The following is a 26,926-nucleotide window of genomic DNA, read 5'->3' as shown; positions in this document are numbered from 1 at the left end:
TCACCCCCGCTGATCCGTCATGAAGAGCAACCGCTTGGCCGGAAGGTACGAGGGATCCAACCCCGCCACCTTCACCAGCCGCTCCCGCGCGCCCTGCCGGTTCGAGGCCAGCTCCAGCTCCGCCAGCCTCACCTCCGCCGACAGCAGCGTGGGCGCCAGCGTGAGCGCATCGCGCAGGGAGCGCTTGGCCGGCTCCACCTGCTTGCTCTCCGCGAGCGCCATGCCGTTGGCCAGGTGCGCGATGGGCATCTGCCGCCCCGTCGCCACGGCCCGGGCGGAGAAGGTGCGCGCCTTGCTCGCATCCCCGCGCTGCAGCGCCAGCAGCGCCAGGTAGGCCGCCGCGCCCGCGTTGTTGGGATCCAGCTCGAGCACGTCCTTGAAGAGCCGCTCCGCGCCCGCACGCTCTCCGAGGTGGAAGAGCAGCAGGCCCTCGTAGAGCGGAGCCGCCACGTCGTCCCTGCTGCTGGACAGGGAGAGGATGGACCCCTCCATGCCCGACAGCGTCTCGCCCGGACGCAGGAAGTACGCCGTCGTCACCGGACGGGGAGAGGGCCGCGCGGGATCCGACTGCAGGGCCTGGAAGAACATGCGGAACGCATCGTCCCGTCGGCCCGCCTGCGCGGCGGCGATCCCCGCCAGCAGCAGCGCATCGCCGCGGCGCGAGTCGAGCCGAGTGGCCTCCTGGAAGAGCTCCAGCGCCTCGGCGGGCTTCTTCTCGGCCAGCCGCAGCCGCCCCTCGAGCACCTTCTCCAGGGCCGAGTCCTCGATCTTCCCGTGGATGCCGGGCAGGTGCGGAGCCGCCTTGGCCGCATCCCCGCGCCCGAGCGCCGCGAGGAACAGCTGCAGGTGCGCCGACGGCAGATCCTTGGCGAGCCCCAGTGCCTCCTCGGCGGCCTTCATGCCCGCCTCCGCGTTGCCGGCCATGCGCTCGGCGGCGGCGAGGTGGACGAGCACCTCGGCGACCTCGCGCTCCGAGTACTTCTGCCGGCTCTTGAGCAGCGCGCGCAGATCCTTGATGGCGCCCGCCGCGTTCCCGTCCACCTGGTAGCGCAGGATGGCCAGCGCCAGGAGCACGCGCGAGTCGTTCGGCTGGGCCTTGGCGCGCGCCTCGTAGAGCTTGCGCGCCTGCTCTACCTCGCCGACCTCCAGGTAGATGCGGCCCATGGTGGCCACGCTGTCCCAGTGCTCCGGATCCTTCTCCAGGCGCTTCTTCAGCGCCTCGAGCGCCAGCGAGTAGGCACCCGCCGACTCGTTGGCGAGCGCCCGGTGGTACTGCACGCGCTGGAGGTTGGGCGACAGCACGAGCGCATCGTCGAAGTGCTGGGTGGCCAGTCCCATGGACGTCTGGAGGTAGGCCCGGCCGAGCACCAGGTGCGCCTCGGCCTTCTCCAGATCGGTCCCCTTGCCCAGCGCCTCCTCCGCGAGCTGCCGGGCCTGCTCGACGGCCTGCGCGTTGCCCGAGCGGCACAGCAGGAGGTTGGCGTGGGCCAGCAGGATCGGCGCCGAGCGACCGGAGCGCTCCTCGGCGGCCTCGATGAGCGAGAGCGCCTCGTCGAAGGTGGCCTTGTCGATGCTGGAGCCGCGCCCGAGCGCCACCGCCTGGACGTAGCCGGCGATGGCCGCGTCGTTGCGGGGATCGAGCAGCAGCGCCTGCTGGAAGAACTCCTCGGCCTCCGCGTAGGCGGAGCGCTGATCCTTGGCGAGGAGCTTGGAGCCCTCCTCCAGCCGCTCGATGCTGCTGCCGTTGAGATCCAGGTACCGCAGCTCCCAGCGGGACAGCACGACCTGGATCGCCGAGGGGATGGGCGGCGGTGCCGGCGGCGTCACCGGCTGCACGGGGCCCGCGACCTGGGGCTTCATCACCAGGAAGTAGTACCCGGCGCCGCCACCGGCGCCGAGCAGCAGCAGCGCCACGAGCGCCTTGACCACGCCCCCCGAGCCCGAGGAGCGCATCTTCATGGGCTGCATGGGCTGCGGCACGTAGGGCCGCGGCGGAGAAGAGCGGACCCCGCTGCGCGGCTCGAGCGCCAGCGCCGGAGCCTGGGAGGACACGCCCGAGACGTCGATGGACTCGAGCGGGGGCAGCTCGATGGACGAGGCCCCCTCGGGCGGGCTGCTCTGGGTGACGGCGGTGAGCGGCGGCAGCGCGCCATCCTGCTTCTGCCGGCACTCCTCGCACGTCCCGATCGCCTGATCGAAAGGATCCGTGAGCGGCTTGTTGCACTCGCGGCACGCGACCGGAGCCTGGACCGGGGCGCCAGCGGCGGCCGCGGCACCCGGCGCGGGGGCAGCGGGACGGCGCGGAGCCTGCGAAACGGGAGGCGGAGGCGCTTCCGGCGGCGGCCCGAGGAAGTCGAGCAACGGATCCCCGCTGTTACCTCCCGCGGCCTTGGCGGCGGGACGCTCGGCCGGGGCGGCCTGCGCGGGCGGAGACGCTCCGATACCGTCGAACAGCGGATCCGGCGCACGCTGGTCCGCGCCGGGCGCGACACCCAGGCCGTGGTAGGGCTCCGTCGCCACCGCGGAGTTGCCCGCGGCGGGGTTCGGGGAGGGCGCGGGGCGAGGTGTGGAGGCGGGCTGCGCGGCCTGGGGGGCAGGCGCGGAGGCATCAGGCGCGCCGGCCGCGCCATCCCGCTTGACGAGCTGAAGGTGCCGACACCGGGGGCACTGCGCACGAACCCCCTTCGGCGATATCAGCCGGTCATCAATCGCATAGGCAGCCGCACATTTCTGGCAGACGATCCGCATGGCTCAGTGACGGAAGTGTCGCACTCCCGTCTGTACCATCGCCAGTCCATGTTCATCGGCGGCGGCGATGACCTCCGCGTCGCGAACCGAGCCGCCAGGCTGGATGACGCACGTCGCCCCAGCCTTGGCCGCCTCGTCCAGCCCGTCTCGGAAGGGAAAGAAGGCGTCCGAGGCCACGGCGCTGCCCTTCAGGGCAGGCCCACCGCGCCCGGCCGCGATCTTCACCGAGTCCACACGGCTCGTCTGCCCGCCTCCCGCGGCGAGCAGCCGGTCCGGCCCGGCAAACACGATGGCGTTGCTCTTCACATGCTTGCACACCTTCCAGGCAAAACGGAGGGCCTTCTCCTCCTCTGCCGTGGGGTGGCGCTTGGTGACGACCTTCCACTCGAGCGGAGGCTCGACGGCGTCCCGATCCATCAGCAGCAGGCCGCCCGACACGCTCCGCGCGTCCATCTGCACGCGAGGCCGCGCCTGGGGCGAGGCCAACCCGGCTCCAGCTTCCAGCAGCCGCAGATTCTTCTTGGCAGCCAGCACCTGCATCGCGGCGGCCGAGTAGGAGGGCGCGATGACGGCCTCGAGGAACGTCTCCGCCAGCGCCTGGGCGCACGCCTCGTCCACCTCGCGGTTGAGGGCGACAATGCCTCCGAAGGCGGAGATCTCGTCAGCCGCACGCGCGGTGCGGTAGGCCTTCACCAGCGCTGCATCCACGGCCACGCCGCACGGGGTGTTGTGCTTGATGATGACGGCGCAGGGCTGCTCGGGGAACTCGAGGACGACGCCGAGCGCCGCGTCCAGGTCCAGGATGTTGTTGTAGGACAGCTCCTTGCCCTGGAGGACCCTGGCGAAGGCGACGGTGGGCTCGGCCGGAGCGGTGTGCTCCCGGTAGAAGGCGCCACGCTGGTGGGGGTTCTCCCCGTAGCGCAGGCCCTGGGCCTTGCGGAAGGACAGGGACAGCTCGTCCGGGAAGGGCTCCTGGGCCTGGCCGGCGAGCCACCCGGCGATGGCCGCGTCATAGGCCGCCGTGTGCGCGAACGCCTTGCGCATCAGCCGGCGCCGCGTCTCGTCGCCCACCCCGCCCTTCTCCAATTCCGCCAGCACCGCCTCGTAGTCGTCGGGGTCCACCACCACGGTGACATGGCGCGAGTTCTTCGCCGCCGCGCGCACCATGGCGGGCCCGCCGATGTCGATCTGCTCGATGACGTCGGCCTCGCCTGCCCCGGAGGCGACCGTCTGCCGGAAGGGGTACAGGTTCACCGCGACCAGGGAGATGGGCTCGATGCCGTGGGCGGCCATCTCCGCCCGGTCCCCCTCGAGCTCCAGCCGGCCGAGCAGGCCGCCGTGGATGCGGGGGTGGAGCGTCTTCACGCGGCCGCCGAGGATCTCCGGACTCTGGGTGTGTTCGGAGACCTTGGTGGCGGGGACGCCCGCGCCCTGGAGCGCCGACAGGGTCCCTCCGGTGGAGAGGATCCGGAAGCCGCGGCGGACGAGGCCCTGCGCGAAAGGAACCAGCCCGCGTTTGTCGGAAACGCTGAGGAGAGCCAGCACGGAGTGCGCCTCGGAATGAGAGGGAGGCGCGGTGTTAGCAACCACCTCCCGGGGTGTCAACGCGCCGCGCGAGGCGGCGCATCCCACCAGACGGAGGTCAGGGCTTACGCGCGGAGGCGGGCGGCTCGGCCTCGGTGGCCTCGCGCAGCTTCATCAGCCCGCGCGTCTCCACCTGGCGGATGCGCTCGCGGGTGAGGTTCATGATCTCCCCCACCTCCTCGAGCGTGATGCCGCCCTTCTCGGCCACGTCCAGGGCGCAGGTGTGCTCCAGCTCCCAGATTTCCTTGTCCGGGAAGTTGAGCTTGATGGAGCCCGTCTCCGGGTTCACATCCAGGTAGAGGTTGTGCTTGCACGAGACGAACAAGCACGGCCGTGCCCCGTTCACGCAGTCGGCCCGGGTGCGCGGCCGCTGCGAATCAATCGTCTTGAGGAGCTCGCCCTCCTCGGGATCCACCTGCCCCGCCAGACGCCGACGCCGAAGGTCGCGCGCCATCTCCTTGCGCGACATCGTCTTCGAGCGGCGCCGCTCCGCTGGCTGCCCCTCCTCGCCGCCCTCCTCCTCGCCCTGAAGCTGCTTCACTTCCGACATGTCCCCTCCGGATGTTTCCGAATCTAGCAGGTTGCCCAGGCCTGTAGCATCCTATTGCGAATCAGGCGTTTCGTCTGCGCGCGCGGTAACGGCACTGCCCAGACGTGCCACGTCTCGAACCAGGTCCTGTGCTCGACGGCGCAGGGTGGCCAGCTGCTCCTCGAGCGTGCGCCGGTGCTCACCACCGAACGGTCGGTCCCCGAGCTGGGACTGGAAGCCGTCGAGCACCGAGGCCAGGTCCCGCTCGAGCTGATCGATGTGGTTGCGGTGGAAGAGGAACGAGCGCTTGATGTCCTCGAGCGTGTGTCCCTCCGCCATCATCTTCTTGATGGCGTTGATGCGCCGCACCGACTCCACCGGATAGAGGCCCAGGCTCCCCTGGTGCTTGCCCTTGCGTCCCACGCGGCGGCTGCGCGGCAGCAGGCCGGCCTGGACGTACTTGCGAAACGTCGCCTCCGACAGCTGCACGCCGCGCGGACGGAAGATCTCGAGGATGGCTCGCGCCGGTAGACCGCCCGCGTAGTCGCGCTCGATCCGTTCAATCTCTTCGGGCGCCAGCAGTGCCATTGCTTCCATTCAATGGAGTGTATTGAAGAGAGGATATTGAGTGCCAGAATCTGGCGGCACGTGTCAAGCCGGAAAAGCGTGCGAACGGAAATGTTCAGCAACGAACGAGAGCCCCGGCGCCGAGGCGCGGAGGGGCTCCGGGCCGGCGGGGGCTCAGCGGTGGATGAAGGAGAAGCTCAGGGCCGCGCGCTCAGCGGGAGGCGCGGAACTCACGCCTCACCGTGCCGTTGGGCTCGATGGTGATGGCGTACGACTTGGAGCCCTGGGGGTGACGGAAGACGAGCTGGTAGTCGCCCGGAGTCAGCGGGAAGGCCTTCTGGCCCTGGACCTCGCCGTAGGACTTCCCGTTGAGCACGACGGTGGCGTAGGGCACGGCCCGGACGACCAGGGTGCCCATCGCGACGGCCTGCGCGGCGACCGGCGGCGCCTCGACCTTGCCGCTCGGTCCCGGAGGAGTACCCACCGGAGGAGCCACGGCCAGTGCGCCAGCGTCCCCCGCTGTCCCGCCATCAGAGCTGCCCTGCGGCGCTTCGGCGACCGCCCCCGCATCCATGACGGCCGGAGACGGCGGAGTGGCGACGACAGGAGGAGTGCCCGGATCGCCCATGCCGGCGATACCGGGGTTCTGGGAGGCGCCGGCGCCAGGCTCCGTCCCCTGTCCCCGGGAGGGCACCAGCTTGATGACGCCGACCACGGCCAGCAGGGCCAGCCCCACCGCTCCCATCACCACCCCCACCCGCTTGGAGCGGTCCGAGGAGGCAGGCGCGGGCGCGGCCGGCGCGGGCGCGGCAGGGACGGGCAGCGACACGGTGGCCGGGTACACGGGCTCGGCCTGCTGCTCTTGAGGTGCGGCGGAGGGCGTGGGCCCCCTCCCCTGCACGGATGCCAGGGACCTGCCGGGCGTGGTCGCGCGGGAGGAGTCCCGGCCCTCCGAGGACTCCCCTCGGTTGGGGAGCAGGTGCGTGGGGGCGTTGACGTCCTCGTCGGGTGAGACCGCGGGCATCACCGGCTTCGAGTTCCTGCGTCCCTGCGGCCCCGGCAGCACGGCCGTGGGCTCGCGAGGAGCGGCCTCCGACGAAGGCTGCTGCCCGTCACCGGCCTGGGTGCGCTCGGCAATGGCCGGCAGGGCCAGCGCCGACGGCACGACACCGATGTAGACCCGGCGCACGAAGGCGGACACGTCCGTGTCATCCGGAGACTGGGCGTGGTTGAGCACGCACTGGACGAGCGCCCGCTCGAGCTCGCCCGCCGTCTGGTGACGCGCGTCGGGCTCGCGCTCGAGCGCCTTCATCACCACGTCGCCCAGCTCCTCGGGGACGTCGGGGTTGAGGCGGGACGGGTGGGCAATCACGCTCTGCTGCACCGCGCGCAGCACGGCGAGCTCCGAGTCCCCGTCGAACAGCCGGCCCCCGGTGAGCATCTCCCACAGGACGATGCCCAGGGCGAAGACGTCCGTGCGCGCGTCCACGTTCTCGCCGCGCGACTGCTCGGGCGACATGTACGCGAACTTGCCCTTGAGCATGCCCGGCGAGGTGAGCTTGTTGCCCGCCTTGGCGATGCCGAAGTCGGTGAGCTTCACCGCCCCGTCGAACGAGATGAGGACGTTGTGCGGGGTGACGTCTCGGTGGACGAGGAAGAGCGGCTCGCCGTTGACCTTGAGCCGGTGCGCGTAGTGGAGCCCGCGCGCCACCTCCGCGCCGATGTGCGCCACCAGCACCGGCGGCATGGGCTCCATCAGATCCTTGCACTTCTTGCGCAGGTCCCAGAGCGTGCAGCCGCGCACGTACTCCATCGCCAGGTAGTAGGTGTCCTCGTGCTTGGCGAAGTCGAAGATCTGCACCACGTTGCCGTGGTTGAGCCGCGAGGCCAGCCGCGCCTCGGCGATGAACATGTCCACGAAGCCCGGATCGCTGGCGAGAAACGAGCGGATCCGCTTGATGACCACTTCCTTCTCGAAGCCCTCCGCGCCCTGCGAGGTGGCCAGGTAGATCTCCGCCATCCCGCCTTCGGCGAGCTTCTTCTGGACGACGTATTTGCCGATCTGGGTGCCTGCGGGGAGCGTCACTTGAGCATCCAGGGCATGGCTAGAACTTCACCACGACTTTGTTCATCCCGGTGGCCTTCACTTCGATCTTCTGCGTGAGCGTCCGGCCCAGATCGGGGTTGTAGAACTTGCACTGGTACACGCCCACGGGCAGCGACACCGCCTCGAAGGGCGTGGTGCCCAGGTTGCGCCCGCCGCACGTCACCTCGGCCCACGGCGTCACCGCGAAGCGCACCATCGCCTTGACCGGCTCGGGCGCGGGCTTGGGCGGCTCGGGCACGCGCGTCTGCTTGATGGGCGGCGTCGACGGGGCCTTCGGCAGCGGCTCGAGCACCAGGTGCTCCACCTGCGCGGGGCCCGCCCCTACCCTCACCTTCCTCGAGAGGGCCTTGTACTCCGGAGCACTCACCTTCACCTCCAACTCCTCCTCGGCCTTCGCCTCCACCACCTGCGGGGCCGCGCCCCGCTCCTGGCCATTCACGAAGATCGTCGCCTGCGCCGGCTCCGTCTCCAGGGTGAGCTTCACCACGGTGGGAGCGGGCGGAGCAGGCGGTGTCTTCACCGGCGGCGTGGGAGTGACGACGGGCGGCGCCGGCTCCCTGGGCGTCAGCGCGATGAGGTTCAGCGCCTCGAGCGTCACCTTGCCCGTGGAGGGAATGGCCACCGCGGCATGCAGCTCCTGGTAGCCCTCCCGGGAGACCACCACCTTGTAGGTGCCCGCGGCCATGGTGGGCAGCGTCAGCGGGGTGACGCCCGGCAGCGGCTTGCCCTCGAACAGGACCCTGGCCCCCGGCGGCACCGTCTCCAGCCGGACCACGGCCGGCTCCGAGGAGCTCGAGGGACTCAGGATGATCCACATCAGCAGGGCCACCACCAGCGCCGACACGGCCGCGGCTCCCGCCATGGCCCAGCGGCGCCGGATGCGACCGCGGCGCGGCGCCTGCGTCGTGCCCGTCACGAGGGACGCGCCATCCTGCAGGGGCGGCACCCCATGGCGCGCCAGCGAGGCCCCATCCAGCGCCTCGGTCGGCAGCTCCTCGAACCCCTGGCTGCGAGGAGGCTCTGGAGGGATCGGCCGGGGCGGCGGAGGACGCCGCTCCACGCGCTGCCGATCCGACTCCTGCTCGCGGCGCGACTCGACGCTGCGGGTGGTGCGCGAGGCGCGCGGCGGCGAGGGATCCGTCACCTCCACCGTCTCGGCCGCCGCGGCGGCGATCAGCTCCCCGCGGTCCGCGCGGGTGACCTCCGCCTCCTTCTTCGGCGCGACGCTGGGGTTCACCCCCGAGCGGCGATGGCCCTCCACGGCGGTGCGCTGTCCGGTGAGGGGCGGATCCTCCTCCACCACGATGGTGCCGGAGCGCGCCTCGCGAGCCAGCCGGTCCGCGTACACCTGGCTCAGGAAGGTGGACAGCTCCGCCGGGCTGGCCGAGAACTGGTGGGCGATCAGCCACTGCTCGAGCGCCAGCTGGAGCTGGAGCGCCTCCGAGTAGCGGGCATCCGGCTCGCGGGCGAGCGCCTTCAGGATGATGGGATCCAGGTCCGCCGGGACGCGCGGGTTCGCCTGGGACGGCGGTATCACGTGACACTCGGCCACCGCCGACAGCGTCTGCATGTCGCTGGAGCGCTTGAACAGGCGCGTGTTGGTGACCAGCTCGTAGAGCACCACCCCCAGGGCGAACACGTCGCTGCGGCAGTCCACCCGCTTGCCGGCGGCCTGCTCGGGGCTCATGTACGAGTACTTGCCCTTGAGCACGCCCGAGCGCGTGACGGTGGCCTGGTCGGCCGCCTTGGCGATGCCGAAGTCCACCACCTTCACCACGCCCTCGAAGGACACCAGGATGTTCTGCGGCGACACGTCCCGGTGGACGATGCCCAGCGGCTTGCCCGAGGGGTCCGTCTTCTTGTGCGCGTAGTCCAGGCCGGCGCACGCCTCGATGATGATCCGGACCGCCAGCGGCACCGGCACCTCGAGCCCCTGGCTGGCGGCGCGCTTCCACATGCGCCGCACGTCCTCGCCGTGGATGTACTCCATGGCCAGGAAGAAGCTGTCGTCCTGGGCGCCCAGATCGTGAATGGCGACGATGTTGGGGTGCGCCAGCCGCGCCGCGATCTTGGCCTCATCCAGGAACATCCGGATGAACTCCACGTTCTCGGCCAGGTGCGGAAGGATGCGCTTGATGACTACCAGCTCGTCCGAGGCCTCGGGGGCCTTGCGGCGCGCAAGGTAGATCTGCGCCATCCCGCCCATCGCGAGCCGTTTGAGGAGTTGGTACTTGCCGTAGTTCTCGAGCGACACGATCTGACCCGCCCGCTGGGTGGGCCCGGGTTTGCAAAGATCCCGAGCGTAAGCGGCACTGGCGGGGGGGTCAAACCCCTGGTTTCGATTCAGGAATCAGGGAGGGGGCGTCGGGGAGGCGGGCGAGCAGGCGCTCACCCCCCACGGCGGGCGGGACGGCGCTCGCGCGTCTCGCGCATGAGGGCCTCCAGGGCATCCAGGTGGCGGCGGAGGACGGGCATGACCAGGGGGTTGTCGTCCACCCGGTCGAAGAGCTCCAGGGCGCGGTCCACCTGGCGTTCGATCTCCTCGGCGCGAGCCGGGGAGATGCGGCGCAGCAGCAGGTCCGCGCCGGCCTCCATGAGCACGCGGGCCACGGCGTCCCGGGAGGTGAGCGCCTCGTCCGGGCGGCGCTGGCCTTCCCCGCGAATGACGCGCAGGCCGGGGCCCGGGGCGCGCGACGGCGTGGGCGCGGCGGGCAACGGATGCTTGTGCTGACGGGTGCTCACCAGGCGCCTCCTCGGCTGCGGCTGCGACGGGCTCAGGGTACTCAGCACGCGGGGTCCTCCAATTTTCTGGTCATCCGCACAGGTTGAACCAGCCCTGTAGCACCCAGGGCCGACATCTCCTTGTCCGGAGCCTGAAAGTCGGCCCGCGCGAGCCCGTCGCTCGCGTCTACTGGCAAGCGCGTCGGTAGGCGATCTCCACCTTGGCGCCAGGCGCCGGGCTGGGAGCGAAGACGACGCTGTTGGAGCCCGCGTCGTAGGTCCAGCCAGAGGTAACGGGCGCGCCGTTGACGCGCACCGTCACCGAGCCCGGGTCAGGCAGCTCGCTCAGCGGGAAGCGGTCCTGGGGAGAGAACGCCTTGTTGGCCACGTTGCGGAGGAGCGGGGCGTAGTCCGGATCACACACGGAGACCACCTCGCCGCCCGTCCGGGACGCGGCCTCGGCGTAGCGCGTGCCGTAGCCACCCGCCGTGGAGCAGGAGGCCTGGGTGGGCGCGATGGCGTAGATCGTCATGCGCTGCGGCTGGAACTCGCCCTTCTTGCCCTGGAAGAAGCGGACGTAGGTCTCCACGCTGTCGGGCGAGTGGTCATCCTCGTCGCCCACGAAGACGACCACGAGGGCCGCTTCGTCTCGCAGGAAGCCCGCGTTGCCGTCGTTGGGCTGCGGGGTGCGCGGATCATCCGCCCCGCCGACCAGCGGCTCGGAGAGCGCGCGGCGCACGGCCTCGAAGCCCTGCTCCACCGAGGCGCACAGGCCCACCTGGGCGTTGCCTTGGAGCTTCGTGGCGAGATCCTGCGTCTGGTGCGTGAGGATGCGCTGCCGACTGCCGTCCACCGGGAAGAGGCGTCCGGCCTCACCGCCCATGGCGCCGCCGGGGCAGCTGTTGGACTCCGGGGCGATGCCGGTGGTCGTCACGGCCACGTGCAGGTCCACGTTCTTCTCCAGCGCGGTGCTCACGAAGGACGGCAGGGCGCTGATGAAGCGGGGCTGCTCCTCCACCATGGAGGCGGTGTTGTCCACCACGAAGAGGACGTCCACCTTGGAGCCGTCCTGCTGGATGAAGGTGTCCTTCTTGTCCACCCGCTTGGAGGACTCGCCGAGCAGCGGCACGAGCAGCGGCTCGGGCAGATCGCTCGAGTCGACGAAGAGCGGCGACAGGTTCATGCCGGTCACCTGGGCGTAGTACTCCACCTCGGCGGTGAAGGCGTCACCCGGCTGCAGGGTGATGGGCAGCGGGTTGGGCGCGTCCTTCAGGAAGAACTCCGAGTCCGTGGTGCCGGCGCCCAGGCGCACGCCGGAGACGGTGATGGGCCCCGGACACGCGTTGAGGTAGTTCACCTGGCGCGGAGCCGGCGGGCAGTCCTTGCGGCCGACGCCGAAGTCCACGAAGCGCGGCGTGGGCACGAGGCAGGCGCTCTGCGAGTGGGCCTGCAGCGGCACGAGCACCAGCGGGTTGGCCGGGTCCGCCTGCTCCACCTGCACCGAGCCGAGGAACGTCCCGCCCGAGGCAGGCGCGTCGAACGCCACCTGGAAGCTGAACCAGTTGCCCGGGTACATGATGACGCCGTCCAGGTCGCCACCGGGCATGCGGAAGACGCCGCCGCCGTCGTCACGCAGCTTGATGTTCTTCACCGGGCACAGATCGCTGCCGCGGTTCTCCAGCTTGACGCCCAGCACGGCGCCGCGGCGCGGCGGCACGGTGCCGAAGTTCACGGCCATCGGAGTGATGGCGAGCTGGCAGGGCTCGTGGCGCTGGGCCACGCCCTGGAAGTCCAGCCGCACCGTGGCGGCGTTGAACGCGTTCGTCGACAGCACCAGGGCGCCGCTGGCGGCCCCCTCGCGCGTGGGCTCGTAGAAGACCTTGAGGTTGACCTCCTGCCCGGGATTCAGCGTGTACGGGAGGAGCATCGGCGCGGTGCCGAACTGCACCGGGCCGGAGGGATCCGGCTGGAAGTCCAGGCCGGTGAGCTTGAGCGGACCGCCATTCTCGGAGCCGCAGTTCTTGACGTTGACGATGACGGACGCCTTGGCGCCGAGCGGCTGCGCTCCGAAGTTGTGCTCCACCGGCGAGACGCACAGCTCGGCCGCGCCGCCGTGGCCGAGCAGGGCCACCGGGGTGATGGGGTTGCGCTTGCTCACCACATGGAAGCGCGCGGTGTCGTCCGCGAAGCCCATGTGGCCGGGGCTGTAGCGCAGCTCCCATTCGCGCACCTCACCGGGCTGGAGCACGAGCGGAAAGCCGGTGGCGGCATGGCTGAAGGAGGCATCCCTGCCCTCGAAGTCCAGCTGCGTCACCGTCATGGGCTCGGTGCTGATGTTGCGGATGCGCGCCATCAGGCGCTTGTCCTTGTCGATGGGCACGCCGCCGAAGTCGAGCTCGGGCGGCTCGGCGACCACGGCCCGGTCCAGGGCCTCGGCCGACACGAGCACGGGCACGTCCGCGCAGCCGCGGCACGGCGTCACCGCGAGCGCCACGCTCTTGCGCCCGACCTTCACGGGGCTGAACGTCAGCGGCAGCTCGCGCTTCTCCCAGGCGGCGAGCGTCACCGGGGCGATGGAGAACTCGTCCTTGTCGGCGCCCACCAGGCGGGTGGCGACCTCCACGGGCATGTCCGTGGGGTTCTCGACGGTGACGCCGAGCGTCTTCGAGGACTCCGCCTCGATGCGGCCAAAGTCCAGCTTGTGGGGAGACACGCGGGCCCAGGCGTCCACGCCCGCGCCCTTGAGCGGAATACGGAGGATGGGCTCGCGCTTGGCGTCGGAGCGGATGACAAGCGTGGCCGGCAGCTCGCCCGTCTCCAGCGGAGCGAAGCGCACCTTGAGGCCACACTCACTGCCTGGCAGCAGGCTGTGAGGGCCTTCATGGGAGAAGCTGGCCAGGTACTGCCCTTCTGGCCCCTCGACCCAGATATCGTCGACCTCGATGCGCGAGCGACCCACGTTGCGGATCGTCACCGCCGCTTCGCGCCCGTCGAACACGGCGACACGTTGGAAGTCGATTCCCGCTGGCGTGGCCGTCAGCCGGCCATCGGCCATGGAAGACTTCTCCCGATCCGCGCACCCAGCGAGCAGCCCCACCACGAGGGCCCACAGGCCCCAGCGCCCACTCATGGTCCCCATCCTCCCCAACACCTTCGCCCGTACCCACCACCAGGTACTCTCGGCACCCACCGTGAGAGCCTGGAGGATCAGGTGGCGAAGCTAGGCACCCACGCCTGGGCGGGCAAGCGCCCACCCTGGGAAGGAACACGGAGCAGCCCGGCAAGACACAGGACTGTCCACTTCCCACAGTGGGATGTCGGCGGGTGGACGCCCTTCAGATCTTCGGAATGCGCAGGGTCTTGCTGATCATCGCGCTGCCGCTCAGCAGGTACAGCAGCACCAGCGGATGCAGCTCCAGCGGCCCCAGCTCCCACACCCCGCCCAGGAGCTTCTCGCCCACGCCGATCCGGCCCTGCCATGTCGCCACGGCCAGCACCGCCACCAGGGCCAGGCTCGTGGGAATCGGCGTACCCTCGAAGTACTTCACCTTGCCCGTGCCGTCGCTGAGCTCGGCGGAGGTGACGTTGAAGCGGGCCAGTCGGCTGATGCCACAGGCCACGAAGTAGAGGAGCACGGCCACGTCCAGGGCTCCCCGCATCCCCACCGCGAAGGCCAGGGCCGCCGGAGCCATGCCGAACGAGATGACGTCCGCCAGTGAATCCAGGTCCGCCCCCAGGGGCGAGGACTTGAAGCGCCAGCGGGCGATCCGGCCATCCGCGAAGTCGAGGATCAGCGCCAGCGGCATCAGCCCGAAGGCCAGCCACAACCACCGCTGCTCCCCCGTGGCCAGGTACTGCATCGCCGAGAGGATGGTGCCTGCTCCCGAGAAGCCGTTGCCCAGCGTGACGAAGTCCGCCAGCACGAAGGTGCGGATCATCGAGAAGTGGCGGCGAGGCGGTTTCTCGCGGGGCTCGGTCGTCATTCGGACTCTCCTGGCGTCCCAGAGGGCGACAGCGCTGCGACCGAACCATCCCCGGGATTGGAGGGCGGCACCACGCTTTTCTGGCACGGCCGCACGCGAGGCGACACGGCACGCGCTTTGCTTTGGCTCATGGGCAGAACCCTGAACCAAGGAGACACGTCATGGACAGCAAGCAGATGCGCGACTGGATGCACGAGAACCTGGGCAAGCTGAAGACGCTGCGCGACGAGATCCGCGTGGACCTCCACCTGGCGGGAATGGACGCCAAGGACAAGTGGAAGGAGCTGGAGCCGAGGCTGCGCGACGCGGAGAAGCTGGTGGAGGAGGTCTCCGAGGTCTCCAGCAAGGCCATGGACGAGATGGTGGAGCGCTTCAAGACGTTCCGCGAGAGCATCCGCCGTCACTAGGAGCACCGCCGGACTCCGCCATGAGGGCGTTCCGCAATTCCTGCGCAGGGGACTACCGCCTCCGCAAGCCCTGCGCTCGGTCGTGCTGGAGCCGCTCCCCCGGCCCAGCACAGCCCTGGGGAGGAACCCCATGAGCGAACTGCTGAGCACGGCGAGACAGTGGAGCCACCGGTGGCTCCAGCGGCTGCTCACTCCCGAGTTGGAGCTGCTCCGCTTCGCCGCCATCCAGGATGCGGGGCATGGGTACGATCTCTTCGGCCTGGAGCCCCGGCACGTCGCCGTGATGCTGGCGCTGCTCGGGCGGATCCACGAGCACTACTTCCGAGTGACGGCCCACGGGGTGGAGAACATCCCCGCGCGGGGCCCGGCCATCCTGGCCTCCAACCACTCGGGTACCCTGCCCTTCGACGCGACGATGATCTGGACGGATGTCCTCCTGCGCCGGGGGAGGATTGCTCGGGCCGTCGCGGACTACTTCGTGGCGGGGATGCCCTTCGTGGGGACGCTGTTCGCGCGCTGCGGCGTGGTGGGAGGCACGCCCGGCAACCTGCGAGTGCTGCTGGAGTCGGGCGAGCTGGTGATGCTCTTTCCCGAGGGCGTTCCTGGCATCTCCAAGCCGATCTGGAAGCGCTACCAGTTGCAGGAGTGGCGCGAGGGACACGCGGAGCTGGCCTTGCGCCATCGCGTCCCAGTGGTGCCGGTGGCCGTCATCGGGGCGGAGGAGCAGATGCCGCTGCTGGGGCGCCTCGAGACCCTGGGCTCGTGGATCGGGGTTCCTCACATTCCCGTCCCGCTCACGCCCATCCCGCTGCCCGTGCGCTATCACATCCACTATGGCGAACCGCTCGTGCTTCACGAGGGGCTTGAGCCCGAGGATGCGGATGATCCCGACGTGGTGAAGCGCGCCTCCTCCCGGGTCCGCGAGGCCGTCCAGGAGCTCATCGCGCGGGGCCTTCGCCAGCGGCAGGGGCTCTTTCGATGAGCGGGAGCCTGACGGGAGAGCTGACACGGCCTCCAACGCCTCGCGGAGTGCTGCTGCTGGGTGCGACGACACCGCTTGGGCGGAGCCTCTGCACACAGCTGATCGCCGACCCGAGCATCCAGGCCGTGCTTGCCGTCGCCCAGGAGAGCCGGGAGCAGGCGGAGCTGCCCGAGGACCCGCGCCTCACGTATCAGCAGGTGGATCTCACGCGCCCGAGGCAGATGCACCGGTTGCTCTTCGGTGCGGCGCGGGATCTGGGCGTCGACGTGATGGTCCACATCGCCATGCACCGGACCTACGAGCATGGAGCGCGCATCCACGCGCAGAACGTGGAGGCGCTGAGATGGATCCTCACGCTCTCCGAGCGCCACCCTACCCTGCGGCGGGTGGTGTTCCGCTCCTCGGTCGAGGTGTACCGGGTGCAGGAGAACCTCCCCACGCTCATCACCGAGGACCACCCGCTCGACTTCTCAGGGGACGCGCCACAGTGGGTACGAGACAGGGTGGAGGCCGACGTCCTGGCCTGCATGCGCATGGGCATGAGCCCGGTGGAGGTGGCGGTGCTGCGCTGCTCTGAGTTGCTGTCGCCTGGGTCGGGCTCGCAGCTCCATGACTACCTGACCGCGCCGGTCTGCCTGCGCTCGGCCGGGTTCGATCCGATGCTCAACGTGCTCTCGCTGGAGGACGCGACCCAGGCATTCCTGGGAGCCATCCGAGCCAGCGGCGTACAGGGCATCTTCAACATCTCGGGAGCGGACACCCTGCCGCTGACCGAATGCATCCGGAGGTGGGGACGACCCTCCCTGCCCGTTCCCGGCCCGCTGCTGGCTCCGGCGTATCGCCTCCGGCGCCGCTTCGCCGGCTCGCAGTTCTCGTATCGGATCTATCGAGGTCGCTTCCACCTGGCGGCCATCCTCGATGGGACGCGCGCACGAGAGGCGCTGGGCTATACGCCTCGGCACCCCATCCACTGGCCCGTGGAGAAGTGAGCGCGCGCGCTGGAAGTCTCGCTGGCATCCGCAGAAAGACCGACGTTCTCAGGAGCGTGCACGCCCGACAACAGGAGCCAGCGTCGATTCTGGTTCGCCACCGGACTGGTATCACTCGCGGGCTTGCCCCGGCCGCCGGAGGTCCGTCCCAACCTGTATGACAAGTGGACCGGTTCGTACCGACCGCGCCAGGAGGGGTCAGCGCGAATCCGTTCAGCCGACGGAGCCGTGAGCCGAGGGAGAGCGGGACGGCCGGTGCGGGAGGACCCGTCAGCGACGGGGGGACCCGCACCGAGACGAGGGACCCGCGACCTGCGCGCCCCAGACTGGGGACCCGTGCTCTTCCCCCGGCACTCGAGCCACCGCGCTAGAAGCAGAACCGCGTGCCGTACTCGGAGATGCGGCACGCAGAGCCACTGGCGCAGACACCGCTCGAGGGACACGGCTTCCGACAGAGGTCACCGTCGACACAGATCGTCCCCGACGGGCACCACATGTCCGGGTAGCGACAGGCCAGCCCCTGCTCAACGGTGCCCACGCTATCTGGAGTCTCCATCTCCGCGGTGCCACCGCAGCCCGTCAGCATCCCAATCGAGAGCGCCACAACGCACATCAGTCGTCGCATGTTGCCTCCTCCTGGTTTACTTGGAGTTCCGACTATACCCAACTTATGGTCGGGTTTCAGTCTTCAACGAGCGCGAGGGAGCGCATGCACGTTTCACCGTCGATCCGAAGGTCTCCGAGAACCTGGGTTCCCATGTTGGCGCTCCTGGGCCTGGCAGGGATGAGCTGTGGGGATGGCAAGGACACCACCGCCCCCACCAGCGTCCGGATCACGGGCGGCGCGACCGCGGGGGAGACCGTCACGGGCCGCAGGACGCTGCAAGCCACCGCCGAGGATGACTCGGGCCAGGTGACTCGGATGGAGTTCTACCTCTCCAACACCCGCGTCTGCGCGGACGCAACAGCCAAGAACTCCGGGGAGACGTTCTCGTGCGAGTGGGACTCCTCCACGGCGCCCCAAGGAGCCCATCCGCTCACCGCGAGAGCCTCGGATGCCGCGGGCAACGTCACCGTCTCGGAGCCGCTCTCGCTCACCATCCCTCCGCCCAATCGCGCGCCCACCATCAGCCAGGTGACAGCCACGCCCACCTCCGTCAATGAGGGCTCGAGCATCCTCCTGTCCGTCACGGCCAGCGACCCGGACGGTGACTCGCTCACGTCCACCTGGACGCAGCTCCCCATCGTTCCGTCCGGCACGTTCGGCAGCGAGACCGGCCTCTCTCGCTCGTGGACGGCGCCCATCGTGTCGCGCAACACGACCTTCACCCTGAAGGTCTCCGTCGCGGATGGTCGGGGCGGAACAGCCGAGTCCACCGTGGCGGTTGCCGTGGCCAACGTCGCCTCCCTCAACCGCGCGCCGCTCGTGAGCGACGTCATCCCCGATCCCACCACGGCGGTGGTGGCCGGGGATACCGTCACCCTCTTCGTTCCCGCCAGTGATCCGGACGGAGACCCCCTCACCTACTCCTGGACCACGAGCCCCGCTGGACAGGGGACCTTCACGACTCCGACCGAGTCGGTGGCCCGGTGGTCCTCCCCTGACATCGCCTCGACCAAGGCCTTCTCCTTCCAGGTGACCGTGTCCGATGGCACGGACTCCGTGACGCGCTCGGTGCAGGTGCAGGTGCGCGTGCCCACCTACGCCCAGGACATCCAGCCGCTCTGGAGCCCGACCTGCACCACGTGCCACGCCGACAGCTCATCGCCGGGCGCCCTCAACCTGCAGGCGAGCAGCTCCTATGCCTCGCTCGTCAACCGGAATGGCACCGGCGCCTGCAGTTCGCTCAAGCGCGTGCAGCCGGGCCAGCCCGACGACTCCCTCCTGGTGCAGAAGATCAGCGGCAATAGCTGCGGCGGCAGGATGCCAGCGCAGGACACGGACTACTTCGACCGGAATCCGGGCGAGCTCATCCGCATCCGCTCCTGGATCCTCGCGGGTGCCCTCAACGACTGAGCAGCACGGAGTTGCTGGCGGCGGACGACCTCGCCAGCCGCATCGATCACGCCGTCGCGCCCTACTTCAACTGACGCAGCCTGACCTCATCCATGAGGCGCGATGAGCTCGGCCCATAGTGAGCCGGGCTCACCGAAGGCCCGCGCGGCGTCCTCCTTCACGAGCACCCAACCGCCGCGCTCCAGCTCGTGCTCGAGCTGACCGGGCCCCCAGACCGCGGAGCCCGCGAAGCTCAGGAAGGTCCCCGGCGGAAGCCCACCAGGCTCCACCCCCTCCCTCCAATAGAGCCCCTCGAGGAGCCGGCTCCCCCGCTCCGGAGCCTCGAGGGCTCGAACCAGCATGGTGCGCTGCTCGGGCCCCACCGGGCCACCCCAGCGCTCCACTCCGGCGGGAAGCGACTCGCCCCTCGGCGTCTTCAAGCGATTGAGCACCAGCCCCCAGGTCCCCTCCGGTCCCACCTCGACCAGCAGCACCACCGTCTTCTCGAAGTTGCGATCCCCAGCTCCCGGCCGCGCCACGAGGAACAGTCCCGCCGCTGGCGACACGAGGTCTCGCTCGTGCGAGCGGAACCGCTCGAGCCACCTCGGAAAGAGGCCGAGCAACAGCAGCGCGGCGACCATCAGCAGCGTGAGCTGGAGCCTCGGGGAGATCGGCCTCACGCCCTGGAGCGTAGCACCGCGCCCAGGCCTCCCTCCGCATGGTCCGCCTCCGAGCCACCTGGAATAGGATGCCCTCCGCCAGGTCGTACAAGGGGTGCACTGCGCGGTCCGAGCGCTCGCGCAGCCCTGACACTCTCCCGCAGCCGGGTTGACGAGGACCATGCGTGACGGTAGGCCAGACCCCGTTTCACGTCTCTCGAAAGGCCTCTGCCCCATGCGCCTCGCTGCCGTGCTCTTCACCCTCGTCGCCAGTTCCGCCCTCGCCCAGGGCACTCCTTCCGCCCCGGCCAGGCCCGCGGACGCCAAGGCCGCCCCGGCCAAGCCGGCCGACGCCAGGCCCACGGAGGCCGCTGCTCCCGAGGGCAAGCCGGGCGCCACCTCCACCGTCATCGTGCGCTGCACGGACGACTGCACCGTGAAGCTCGATGGCAAGGGCGGCGTGCGCCAGGCGACGAACAGCTGGGAGTTCAAGGACGTGGCGCCCGGACAGCGCCGCGTGGAGGCCAACGGTGGCTTCCTCAACCGTCCCCTCTACAGCGGCTTCGCGGACATCCCCGGCGGCATGAAGGTGACGGCGCAGATCGACAGCAACAAGCGCCTGACGATCACCGAGCGCGTGCCGCTCGGCCAGGAGCCGGTCGCCAAGCCGGTCAGCGGGGCTCCCTCCGTGCTCTCCGTGCGCTGCCCCAAGCAGTGCAGCGTCTCCATCGACGGGCTCCGCAAGGGTGCCGCCAACTCCCAGCTCGTCGTGGTGAGGGATGTGCCCCCGGGCGATCACGACGTCGAGGTGAAGTTCGTCCTCGGCAGCAAGGCGGTGCGCACCAAGCTGACCATCCCCGCCTCCAGCGAGGTGTTCGCCACCGCCACCGAGGGCGGCATCAGCATCACCAACAGCAAGCCCCTGGCGAAGTAGCGCCCGGGGCGCGCCTCAGCCCCGGCACAGCTCCCCGAGGATGCGCACGGCCTCGCGCGCCGCGTCCTCGGGGCGCACGCTCGTGTCCGAGATGCCCGCGATGACGCGGGTGATGTCGTGGTCCACCGGGCGCTCCTGGCCCGCCCAGACGCGGCCCGCGGGCGCCGTGAGGTACGCGGAGAAGGCGTGATGGCCCGAGCCGGGCCGCTCGCCCACCACATGGACCAGGGCCCGCTGCAGCCCGTCCGCCGCGTCCGCGAACAGCAGCTCTCCCACCTGATAGCCGGCACGCACGCGGCCGTACCTCAGCACCAGGTGCTCGGGCGCCACGCGGTAGTTCGCCGCCTCCAGCTCGCGCCGCAGGATCTCCAGGAACGGTGCCAGGTGGCCCTCGTCCATGAGCGAGCGCGGGTCCAGCCCGTCCGACAGGACGATCTGCACATCCCAGCGCGAGCCCCGGCGCTGCCGCAGCGCCTCCACCCCCCGAACCGACTCGGCGTCCAGCCGCTCGCCGGAGACCGGGTGGAGGATGTAGTCGCGCCGATCCACCGCCTGGGTCCGCAGCGGCACCGCCTGGGGAATCGTCTCGATGAACCGGGGTGACAGCTCCGTCCAGATGCCTCGCTTGGCGTCCTCGTAGTGGCCGCGCAGCTGCAGATCCAGCCCCGGCTCCAGCTCCCACGAGTGCTCGCCGCGGCCCACCGCGAGCGGCACGCCCCGGGCTCGGATCGCCTCCATCCGCTCCGTTGCCTCGGCCAGCAGCGCCGCCTCCGAGCGCGTGTCTGCCTTGCGCCGGCAGTACTCCACGTACACCCAGCGCGGATCCCCGAAGCGCTCCGTGGGCCGTCCCTGCGCGTCAATCACCCCGAGCTGCTGGAAGAAGGCCCACATCCGGTCATCCACCCGGTAGCCGAACTTCTCGCGCAGACGCACGTGATCCTGGAACGCCGTGGTCAGGTAGCTGAGCATCGGATCGTTGCGCGTCGGCAGCGCCATCAGATAGCCGGGACACGCGGGCGCGATCCGATCCTGGCACCAGCCGAGATCATCCAGCGTCACGTCCATGTGCAGCGTGGAGCAGATGTCCAGGCCGATCATCAGCCCGTGCAGCTTGCCCATGACGATGTCCTCGAGACAGCAGCGCACCAGCTGCTCCCGCGAGCGGAACACCTCCGGGCCGATGAAGCCGGCCACGTCGTTGACGTGGACCCACGGCGCCGCCTCGCGCCCCGCCCCCACCTGCGCCAGCGCCACGCGCCGCTTGAGCGCCCGGGCGAAGCCGTACTTGCGCGACTCCAGCAGCACCATGTCGCAGCCGCCGTGCTGCCCGTTCGTCGCGTCCGCGCCCTGCCCCGTCTCGAAGTAGAGCCCGAACTTCCCGGTGCGCCGGGCCGCGTGCTCCACCATCTTCTCCAGCGTGACGTCGAAGGTGCGGTTGGCCGCCTCGGTGCCCGCGATGCTCTGGAACCAGATGCCCGTGGTGCCCGGCTGCAGCTCCTCCACCCGCGCCTGGATGTCGATGTGAGACAGCACGCAGTTGGGCATCACCTCCTGCAGCCCGAAGGTGACCAGCACGTCGTGCAGCGCCGCCTCCACCGCGGCCACGGACTCGGGCGCCGAGGACACCGGGTTGGTGCCCAGCACCACGTCCCCCACCGCGAAGGACCAGCCGTTGAACACCTGCCAGCGGATGTCCTCCGGGTGATCCGTGGGCGAGTTCGGCTGGATGCGAGCGCCCAGGTACCCCCGCGCTCCCAGCTTGCTGCCCGGTAGCGGGTGGAAGACCTTGCTACCCACCGTGGTGAGCTCCGCGTCGCTCATCAGCTTGACGACACAGGCGATGACGTCGCTGCTCAGGCCCCGGCAGACGCGCTTGATCTCCTCCTCGCGCGCCGAGAGCAGGAAGTCCTTCAGCTGCCCCACCGTCCAGTCCGCCGTCTCCGCGCGAGCCTCCGCGTCGATGGCCTCGAGCATGAACGCGAAGAGCCGATCCTCCAGGGGTGGGTGCGCGTGGAGCGCTCCCAGGCGGGTGCGCGCCAGCAGCTTCCGGGCGTTCTCGCGGGACGCCTCGTCCGCCGCCGCCACTCCGATGGCCTCGTCCCCTTCCTTGTAGGCGTTGGCCGCTCCCAGCACCTGCTGGTAGCGCGGGAGCTCGAAGCCGCCGTGGACTCGCTGGAGCCAGGAGAACACGTCCTCCTCGGGCTGGACGTCCCGGATGGAGACGCCGTGCTCCAGCCCCCTCGGAGCGGACGGAGCGACGGGGACGGCCTCGTTCGAGGCCAGAGGTGATGGAGAGGACTGCTCGGGCGTCGCAGGCTGCAGCTGGCTCATAAGCACCCCATCCCAACCGCTGGACCCCAGCAGGTTAATGAGGGGGGCGCACGACCGCCATGCCCGCCCGCTCGGCGAGCGATCCTAGGAGCACCAACAAGTCGAGAAACTCACGAAATCACATCATCCGCGACCAGGGACTCACGGACGCGGAGGAGTCGGGCCTGGGTGCCACCTGGGCTTCAGCGGCCCGCCGGTCGGAGGGCGAGCGGAAGTACACCACCCTCGGCAGCCTGGGCCCCGGCAGCGGGGCAGGCTGGGGCGGAGCCGGGCGCCGGACGCGCCGCGAAGAGTCCTCGGCCCCTGCTCCGTCGTGCTCCCAGTCGAACACCCGCCGGGCCCACATGGAGCGGGCGCCTGCGGACACGGCCACCATCAGCTCCGCGCACAGGGACTCGCCGCTGTGGGCCCGGGCCTCGGGCAGCTTGCTCATGAGCCGCAGGATGATAGCCCCCAGGGGCTTGGGCACGCGCTCGTTCACCTCCCAGGGAGGCAGCGGCGCGCGCAGCTCAAGCTCGGTGTGGAGCTGCTCGCTCGGAAGGCTCGCGCAGAACGGCGCGTGTCCCGTCACCAGCCAGTACGCCAGCGCCCCCAGCGAATAGAGATCGTCGGTGATCCGGTAGGCATGGCGGGCGTGCGGGCGCCCCAGGTTCGAGCGCAGGAAGCGCAGCGACTCGGGGCTGCGGAACACCTGGACCTCGGGCGACACGGGCGTCTCGAGGAGCGTGTCCAGGCACTCGTTGCCGCCGGTCCGCAGGTCCATCAGCACCGGCTCCTGATCTCCCTCGCGCATCTGGACGTTGTCCGGGTGGAGCTCGCGCTGCCAGGTGTCGCGCGCGTGCACCTCGTCGAGCGTCGCGGCCAGCCGGTTCAGCACGGCGGCCACCTGGAGGAACGTGGGGTTGACCGTCTCCACCCAGCGAGCCAGGGACTGGCCGCGCACGTCCTCGCGGACGCAGAAGGAGAAACCGTCCTCTCGAGAGGGCCAGCGCCCCAGGCCATGCAGCCGCGACAGGTGAGGCTGAGAAGCCTGCAGCCGCGCCGACCTGTCTCCACAATGCCCATGGCTCCTGCGGGACGAGAGCCACAGCACCAGCGGCGGAGTCGCTTGCCGGACATCCTCGACGCGGTAGAGCGCGCCCTGTCCTCGCGGGCCCAGGCGCTCGAGAATGCGCCAGTGATCGATCTGCATCCCCGGAGTCAACATCTCTGGACGTATCGAATGCGTCGCCATGTCCATGGTCGAAGACTCCAGGTCATCGATTGCGTGTATCGTAGCAGACCCACCAGGTCAGCCCCACTTGAGCTGCTCTGACAGGGTAGCCGGGCTGATGATAGCGGATCCCGTTCCCTGTGTCCTCAACGGGTTACACGCTCTCAGACAGGGACTCAATTCCCGAAAGTACAGTCTTCTCAGATGAACATTTCGTTGGTGAAAAACCGGTTCGCGATGTGTCTGGTTTTTCAGAAATGAAACGCAAGAATTTCAAACCTGAAACCAGACAATCCTGTTTCGGCTCGTATTGAGCGAAAATGCAAAACGGTGCTGGGGCTGGAGCGAGGTTCTGTTCGCTGTGAACACCGGTATGGAGCGGACACTCGAGCGTTCTGGGTGAGTCTCTGTGCGAACGAGCCTCCCTCTCCTGCCTTGGAGTCCTGAAGATGACCTCCCCCAGCAACTCGAGCCGCAGTGCCCTCTTCCTCCTGGTCGCCCTGGGCCTCACCGCCTGCGCGGGCTCCTCTCCCGTACTCCGGGAGGCTGCGGCCCAGCACGTGTACTCCCAGCCGCTGGAGCAGCTCTGGCCTGGGGTGGGAGCCTTCATGACCGAGCAGGGCTACACGTGGCGGACGGCCCCCGGGCAATACGTGCTGCGCACGGAGTGGCGGGAGAACGGGACCCGAGGGGCGAACCGCACGCTCGTCAGCTACCTGGTGCAGGGCGAGCCGCACCCTTCGGGGGGCTGTGTCCTGCGTGTCTCTCGGGGCCTCAAGGCGGATCCGAACGACCAGGCCCTGGATACGTCGAACCCTCCCATCCCGGGCGCGAACTCCACGATGGCGACCTGGGATCGCCTGGCGCAGAACGAGACCGCCCTGCAGTCCCAGCGGGCCATCTACGCCCCGGCGCGGGATGTGGACATGGAGCTGGCGCTGATGCGCGCGCTGGATCCCGCCGCCGTCACGAAGCTGGAGGGCAAGGACGCCTCCGCCTCCGCGCAGGCAACGCCCTGAGGGCTCGCCTCAGCCCCCGGAGGAGCCCAGGCGCAGCAATTCGATGGAGCGGGCCAGGAGGGGGGCAATCGACACCACCTCCACCGGGAACGGGAGCCGCTCGGGCCGGGGGACGCTGTCGGTGGTGATCAGCCGGCGCAGCGGGATCTTCCGGAGCCGCTCCAGCGCGCTCCCCACCAGCAGCGCGTGGGTCGCCACCACGGTCACTTCGGTCGTGCAGCCGGCCTCCAGCAGCACGTTCACCGCCGCCTCGATGGTGCCGGCGGTGGAGATCATGTCGTCCACGAGGATGGGCGAGCAGCCCTTCACGTCCCCGGTGATGCTGCGCGCCTCCACCTTGGAACCGCTCGTGCGGTGCTTGTGCACCACGGCCACCGGGAGCTTGAGCTGGGCCGCGTACCGCTCCGCGCGCTTCACCGCGCCCAGGTCCGGGGAGACGACGACGGAGCCGGGCGCGGCGGTGCGGAGCAGGTGGTCGGCCAGCAGCGGCATGGCGCTCAGGTGCTCCACGGGGATGTTGAAGCAGCCCTCGACAGCCGGGCTGTGCAGATCCACCGCCACGAGGCGGTCCACGCCCGCGACCCGGATGAGGTCCGCCACCACCCGAGCTGCCAGCGGCTCGCGTCCCGTCTCGCGACGATCGTGGCGGGCATAGGCGAGGTAGGGCACGACGGCCGTCACCCGGCCGGCCCCTCGGCGGCGGCAGGCATCCACCATGAGGAGCAGCTCCATCAGGTGCGAGTCCACGGGAGGCCCCAGCGGCTGGATCACGTAGACATCACAGCCCCTCAGCTCCTCGGCGACCTCGACGTGGAGTTCCCCGTCCGGGAACCGGTCGACGAGGCAGCGTCCCAGCTCCAGGCTGAGCACCTTGGCGACGGAGGCCGCCAGGGCGGGGTGGGACGAGCCGGACAACAGGACGACGCGCATGGAGGGCTCCCGGTACAGGACGGTCTGCCCTGGATTCTGCCCCTCCCGCGCGCTCCGATCACCTTCTCGAGCGCTCGGCTCAGGGAGCGCCCTTCGGCCCTCCCGCATCCGGGGTGGTCGCGGCTCCGAGGGTCGTCCCGCGCAGCACCTCGATGTCCGAGAGGACCGCGCTCACCATCGCCTCCACCACGCGCTGGCCCTTGGCGCGGGTGGCCAGCGTCGCATCCCCGAAGACGCCGCTCACCGAGTAGATGCCCGCATCCGTGGGAGTCCGGCTCAGCGGGCCCTTGCCTGGGTGGTAGTCCTTCACGGCCTTGGACATGTCCACCGTCTTGGGGGCGATGTAGAGCATCATGGAGGTCTCGATCTCGTCGGCGTGCGTGCCGCCCTCCTGCTTCGCCACCTCCTTCTCCACCTCTCCGGTGGCGCGGACCAGGTCGGTGAAGTGCAGGAGGATTCCGTCGGCGGCGAGCAGCTCCGCCGCGGGCCGGAGCGCCCGCACCGTGGAAATGCCGGTGTTCAGCACGTAGAAGCGACGGGGGCCGAAGCGGGACAGCCCACGGCAGATGTCGACGATCATGTCCCGGGCCGTCTCCAGCCGCAGCGTGGTGGAGCCGGGGTACTCCACGAACGAGGGGTAGAACGAGTAGTTGATCGTCGGGGCGATCACCACGTCCGCGCTCTGGAGCACGCGCTGCTTCATGTACTCGGCGATGTTCCAGTCGTTGGCCAGCGGCAGGTGCGGTCCGTGCTCCTTGGCCTGCGCGCCCAGCGGGATGACGACGACGGTCTCGGGGGTGAGGACCTGCTCGGCCTGGGGCCACGCGAGCTGCTCCAGGAGCACGCCTCGGGGCTTGGCCTGGCGACCGCCCGCCTGGGCCGTGGCGACCAGCACGCACACGAGGAGCGGGGCACAGAGGAACAGCAGGGGCCTGCCTGGGAGCTTCGTCACGGAGTCCTCGCTTTCGGGAGGAAGCTTGAGCGAAGGCCCGGGGGGCGAGGCAAGTGCGTCTTTCAGGCTCAGCGGGGCTTGGGGGCTCGGGACAACATGCCCAGCGTCTCCACGCCGGCCGCCCTCGCCCCACTCAGGGCGAAGACGAGCCGCTCGTAGCGGGCGGCCGGGTCCGCCTGGAAGAACAGCCTCGCATGCTCAAGGTAGGCCCCAGCGAAGAGGCGTTGGCCGGCGAGTGCCCATGCTTCCGTCATCGTTCCGTCACGGTGCTCGGT

General features: G+C 70.0%; 22 protein-coding genes. 6 read left to right on the top strand and 16 right to left on the bottom strand.

Annotation, left to right across the window (positions count from 1 at the left end):
* The 9 genes from KY572_RS23365 to pssA all read right to left on the bottom strand — a co-directional run bounded on the left by KY572_RS23365 (position 1) and on the right by pssA (position 14,239).
* Positions 1-2,748, bottom strand: a complete 2,748-nt coding sequence (locus KY572_RS23365) for a tetratricopeptide repeat protein (protein ID WP_224245156.1) — start codon at positions 2,746-2,748, stop codon at positions 1-3.
* A gap of 3 nt (positions 2,749-2,751) precedes the next feature.
* Entirely contained in the window at positions 2,752-4,293 is a 1,542-nt protein-coding gene (gene purH / locus KY572_RS23360; protein ID WP_224245155.1) for a bifunctional phosphoribosylaminoimidazolecarboxamide formyltransferase/IMP cyclohydrolase, read from the bottom strand.
* 97 nt (positions 4,294-4,390) lie between these two features.
* The gene (locus tag KY572_RS23355; protein WP_224245154.1) at positions 4,391-4,882 is read right to left on the bottom strand and encodes a sigma factor-like helix-turn-helix DNA-binding protein; all 492 of its coding nucleotides are present in this window, start codon (positions 4,880-4,882) and stop codon (positions 4,391-4,393) included.
* 51 nt (positions 4,883-4,933) lie between these two features.
* Positions 4,934-5,458, bottom strand: coding sequence for a MerR family transcriptional regulator (locus KY572_RS23350; protein WP_224245153.1), 525 nt, complete (start codon positions 5,456-5,458; stop codon positions 4,934-4,936).
* A gap of 181 nt (positions 5,459-5,639) precedes the next feature.
* Positions 5,640-7,514: a serine/threonine protein kinase gene (locus tag KY572_RS23345; protein ID WP_224245152.1), complete on the bottom strand. Its 1,875-nt coding sequence runs from the start codon at positions 7,512-7,514 to the stop codon at positions 5,640-5,642.
* Between the two features lie 19 nt (positions 7,515-7,533).
* A complete protein-coding gene (locus tag KY572_RS23340) occupies positions 7,534-9,789 on the bottom strand; it encodes a protein kinase domain-containing protein (RefSeq protein WP_224245151.1) in 2,256 nt (751 codons plus the stop codon).
* Between the two features lie 134 nt (positions 9,790-9,923).
* Positions 9,924-10,277, bottom strand: a complete 354-nt coding sequence (locus tag KY572_RS23335) for a hypothetical protein (protein ID WP_224245150.1) — start codon at positions 10,275-10,277, stop codon at positions 9,924-9,926.
* Positions 10,278-10,443: 166 nt separating this feature from the next.
* On the bottom strand, positions 10,444-13,386 hold the full coding sequence (locus tag KY572_RS23330) for a choice-of-anchor D domain-containing protein (RefSeq protein ID WP_224245149.1): 2,943 nt from the start codon (positions 13,384-13,386) through the stop codon (positions 10,444-10,446).
* Positions 13,387-13,591: 205 nt separating this feature from the next.
* On the bottom strand, positions 13,592-14,239 hold the full coding sequence (pssA, locus tag KY572_RS23325) for a CDP-diacylglycerol--serine O-phosphatidyltransferase (protein ID WP_224245148.1): 648 nt from the start codon (positions 14,237-14,239) through the stop codon (positions 13,592-13,594).
* A 161-nt stretch (positions 14,240-14,400) separates the two neighbouring features.
* Here pssA and KY572_RS23320 point away from each other — a divergent pair, with 161 nt between their 5' ends.
* The 3 genes from KY572_RS23320 to KY572_RS23310 all read left to right on the top strand — a co-directional run bounded on the left by KY572_RS23320 (position 14,401) and on the right by KY572_RS23310 (position 16,617).
* A complete protein-coding gene (locus KY572_RS23320) occupies positions 14,401-14,646 on the top strand; it encodes a hypothetical protein (RefSeq protein ID WP_224245147.1) in 246 nt (81 codons plus the stop codon).
* A 130-nt stretch (positions 14,647-14,776) separates the two neighbouring features.
* The gene (locus KY572_RS23315) at positions 14,777-15,628 is read left to right on the top strand and encodes a lysophospholipid acyltransferase family protein (protein ID WP_224245146.1); all 852 of its coding nucleotides are present in this window, start codon (positions 14,777-14,779) and stop codon (positions 15,626-15,628) included.
* Complete coding sequence (locus KY572_RS23310; RefSeq protein WP_224245145.1) at positions 15,625-16,617, top strand: NAD-dependent epimerase/dehydratase family protein; 993 nt, start codon at positions 15,625-15,627, stop codon at positions 16,615-16,617. Before KY572_RS23315 ends, KY572_RS23310 begins: the two co-directional genes overlap by 4 nt.
* 367 nt (positions 16,618-16,984) lie before the next feature.
* Here KY572_RS23310 and KY572_RS23305 read toward each other — a convergent pair whose 3' ends face one another.
* Positions 16,985-17,242 carry a hypothetical protein gene (locus tag KY572_RS23305; protein ID WP_224245144.1) on the bottom strand — a complete coding sequence of 86 codons (258 nt, stop codon included), beginning with the start codon at positions 17,240-17,242 and terminating at the stop codon, positions 16,985-16,987.
* A 132-nt stretch (positions 17,243-17,374) separates the two neighbouring features.
* Here KY572_RS23305 and KY572_RS23300 point away from each other — a divergent pair, with 132 nt between their 5' ends.
* Entirely contained in the window at positions 17,375-18,634 is a 1,260-nt protein-coding gene (locus KY572_RS23300; protein WP_224245143.1) for an Ig-like domain-containing protein, read from the top strand.
* Positions 18,635-18,720: 86 nt separating this feature from the next.
* Here the strand turns inward: KY572_RS23300 and KY572_RS23295 are convergent, their stop codons facing one another.
* The gene (locus tag KY572_RS23295) at positions 18,721-19,293 is read right to left on the bottom strand and encodes a YqgE/AlgH family protein (RefSeq protein WP_224245142.1); all 573 of its coding nucleotides are present in this window, start codon (positions 19,291-19,293) and stop codon (positions 18,721-18,723) included.
* Positions 19,294-19,507: 214 nt separating this feature from the next.
* Between KY572_RS23295 and KY572_RS23290 the strand changes: the two genes are divergently transcribed.
* Positions 19,508-20,206, top strand: coding sequence for a hypothetical protein (locus KY572_RS23290; protein WP_224245141.1), 699 nt, complete (start codon positions 19,508-19,510; stop codon positions 20,204-20,206).
* 15 nt (positions 20,207-20,221) lie between these two features.
* On the opposite strand, the gene eutB is transcribed toward KY572_RS23290, so the two are convergent.
* Entirely contained in the window at positions 20,222-22,537 is a 2,316-nt protein-coding gene (gene eutB, locus KY572_RS23285) for an ethanolamine ammonia-lyase subunit EutB (RefSeq protein WP_224245140.1), read from the bottom strand.
* A 118-nt stretch (positions 22,538-22,655) separates the two neighbouring features.
* Complete coding sequence (locus KY572_RS23280) at positions 22,656-23,744, bottom strand: serine/threonine protein kinase (protein ID WP_224245139.1); 1,089 nt, start codon at positions 23,742-23,744, stop codon at positions 22,656-22,658.
* Positions 23,745-24,199: 455 nt separating this feature from the next.
* Between KY572_RS23280 and KY572_RS23275 the strand changes: the two genes are divergently transcribed.
* A complete protein-coding gene (locus KY572_RS23275; RefSeq protein WP_224245138.1) occupies positions 24,200-24,769 on the top strand; it encodes a hypothetical protein in 570 nt (189 codons plus the stop codon).
* 9 nt (positions 24,770-24,778) lie between these two features.
* Here the strand turns inward: KY572_RS23275 and KY572_RS23270 are convergent, their stop codons facing one another.
* From KY572_RS23270 to KY572_RS23260, 3 genes are all read right to left on the bottom strand, one after another.
* Positions 24,779-25,699, bottom strand: coding sequence for a ribose-phosphate diphosphokinase (locus tag KY572_RS23270; RefSeq protein ID WP_224245137.1), 921 nt, complete (start codon positions 25,697-25,699; stop codon positions 24,779-24,781).
* A gap of 79 nt (positions 25,700-25,778) precedes the next feature.
* Positions 25,779-26,651 (bottom strand): creatininase family protein, encoded by an 873-nt coding sequence (locus tag KY572_RS23265; RefSeq protein WP_224245136.1) that lies wholly within the window; start codon positions 26,649-26,651, stop codon positions 25,779-25,781.
* Positions 26,652-26,719: 68 nt separating this feature from the next.
* The gene (locus KY572_RS23260) at positions 26,720-26,905 is read right to left on the bottom strand and encodes a hypothetical protein (protein WP_224245135.1); all 186 of its coding nucleotides are present in this window, start codon (positions 26,903-26,905) and stop codon (positions 26,720-26,722) included.
* Positions 26,906-26,926 lie beyond the last annotated feature (21 nt).

The organism is Hyalangium gracile (genome assembly GCF_020103725.1).
Taxonomy (GTDB): domain Bacteria; phylum Myxococcota; class Myxococcia; order Myxococcales; family Myxococcaceae; genus Hyalangium; species Hyalangium gracile.
The sequence above is the reverse complement of the archived record's forward strand: the minus strand, read 5'-3'. Positions and strand labels throughout refer to the sequence as shown.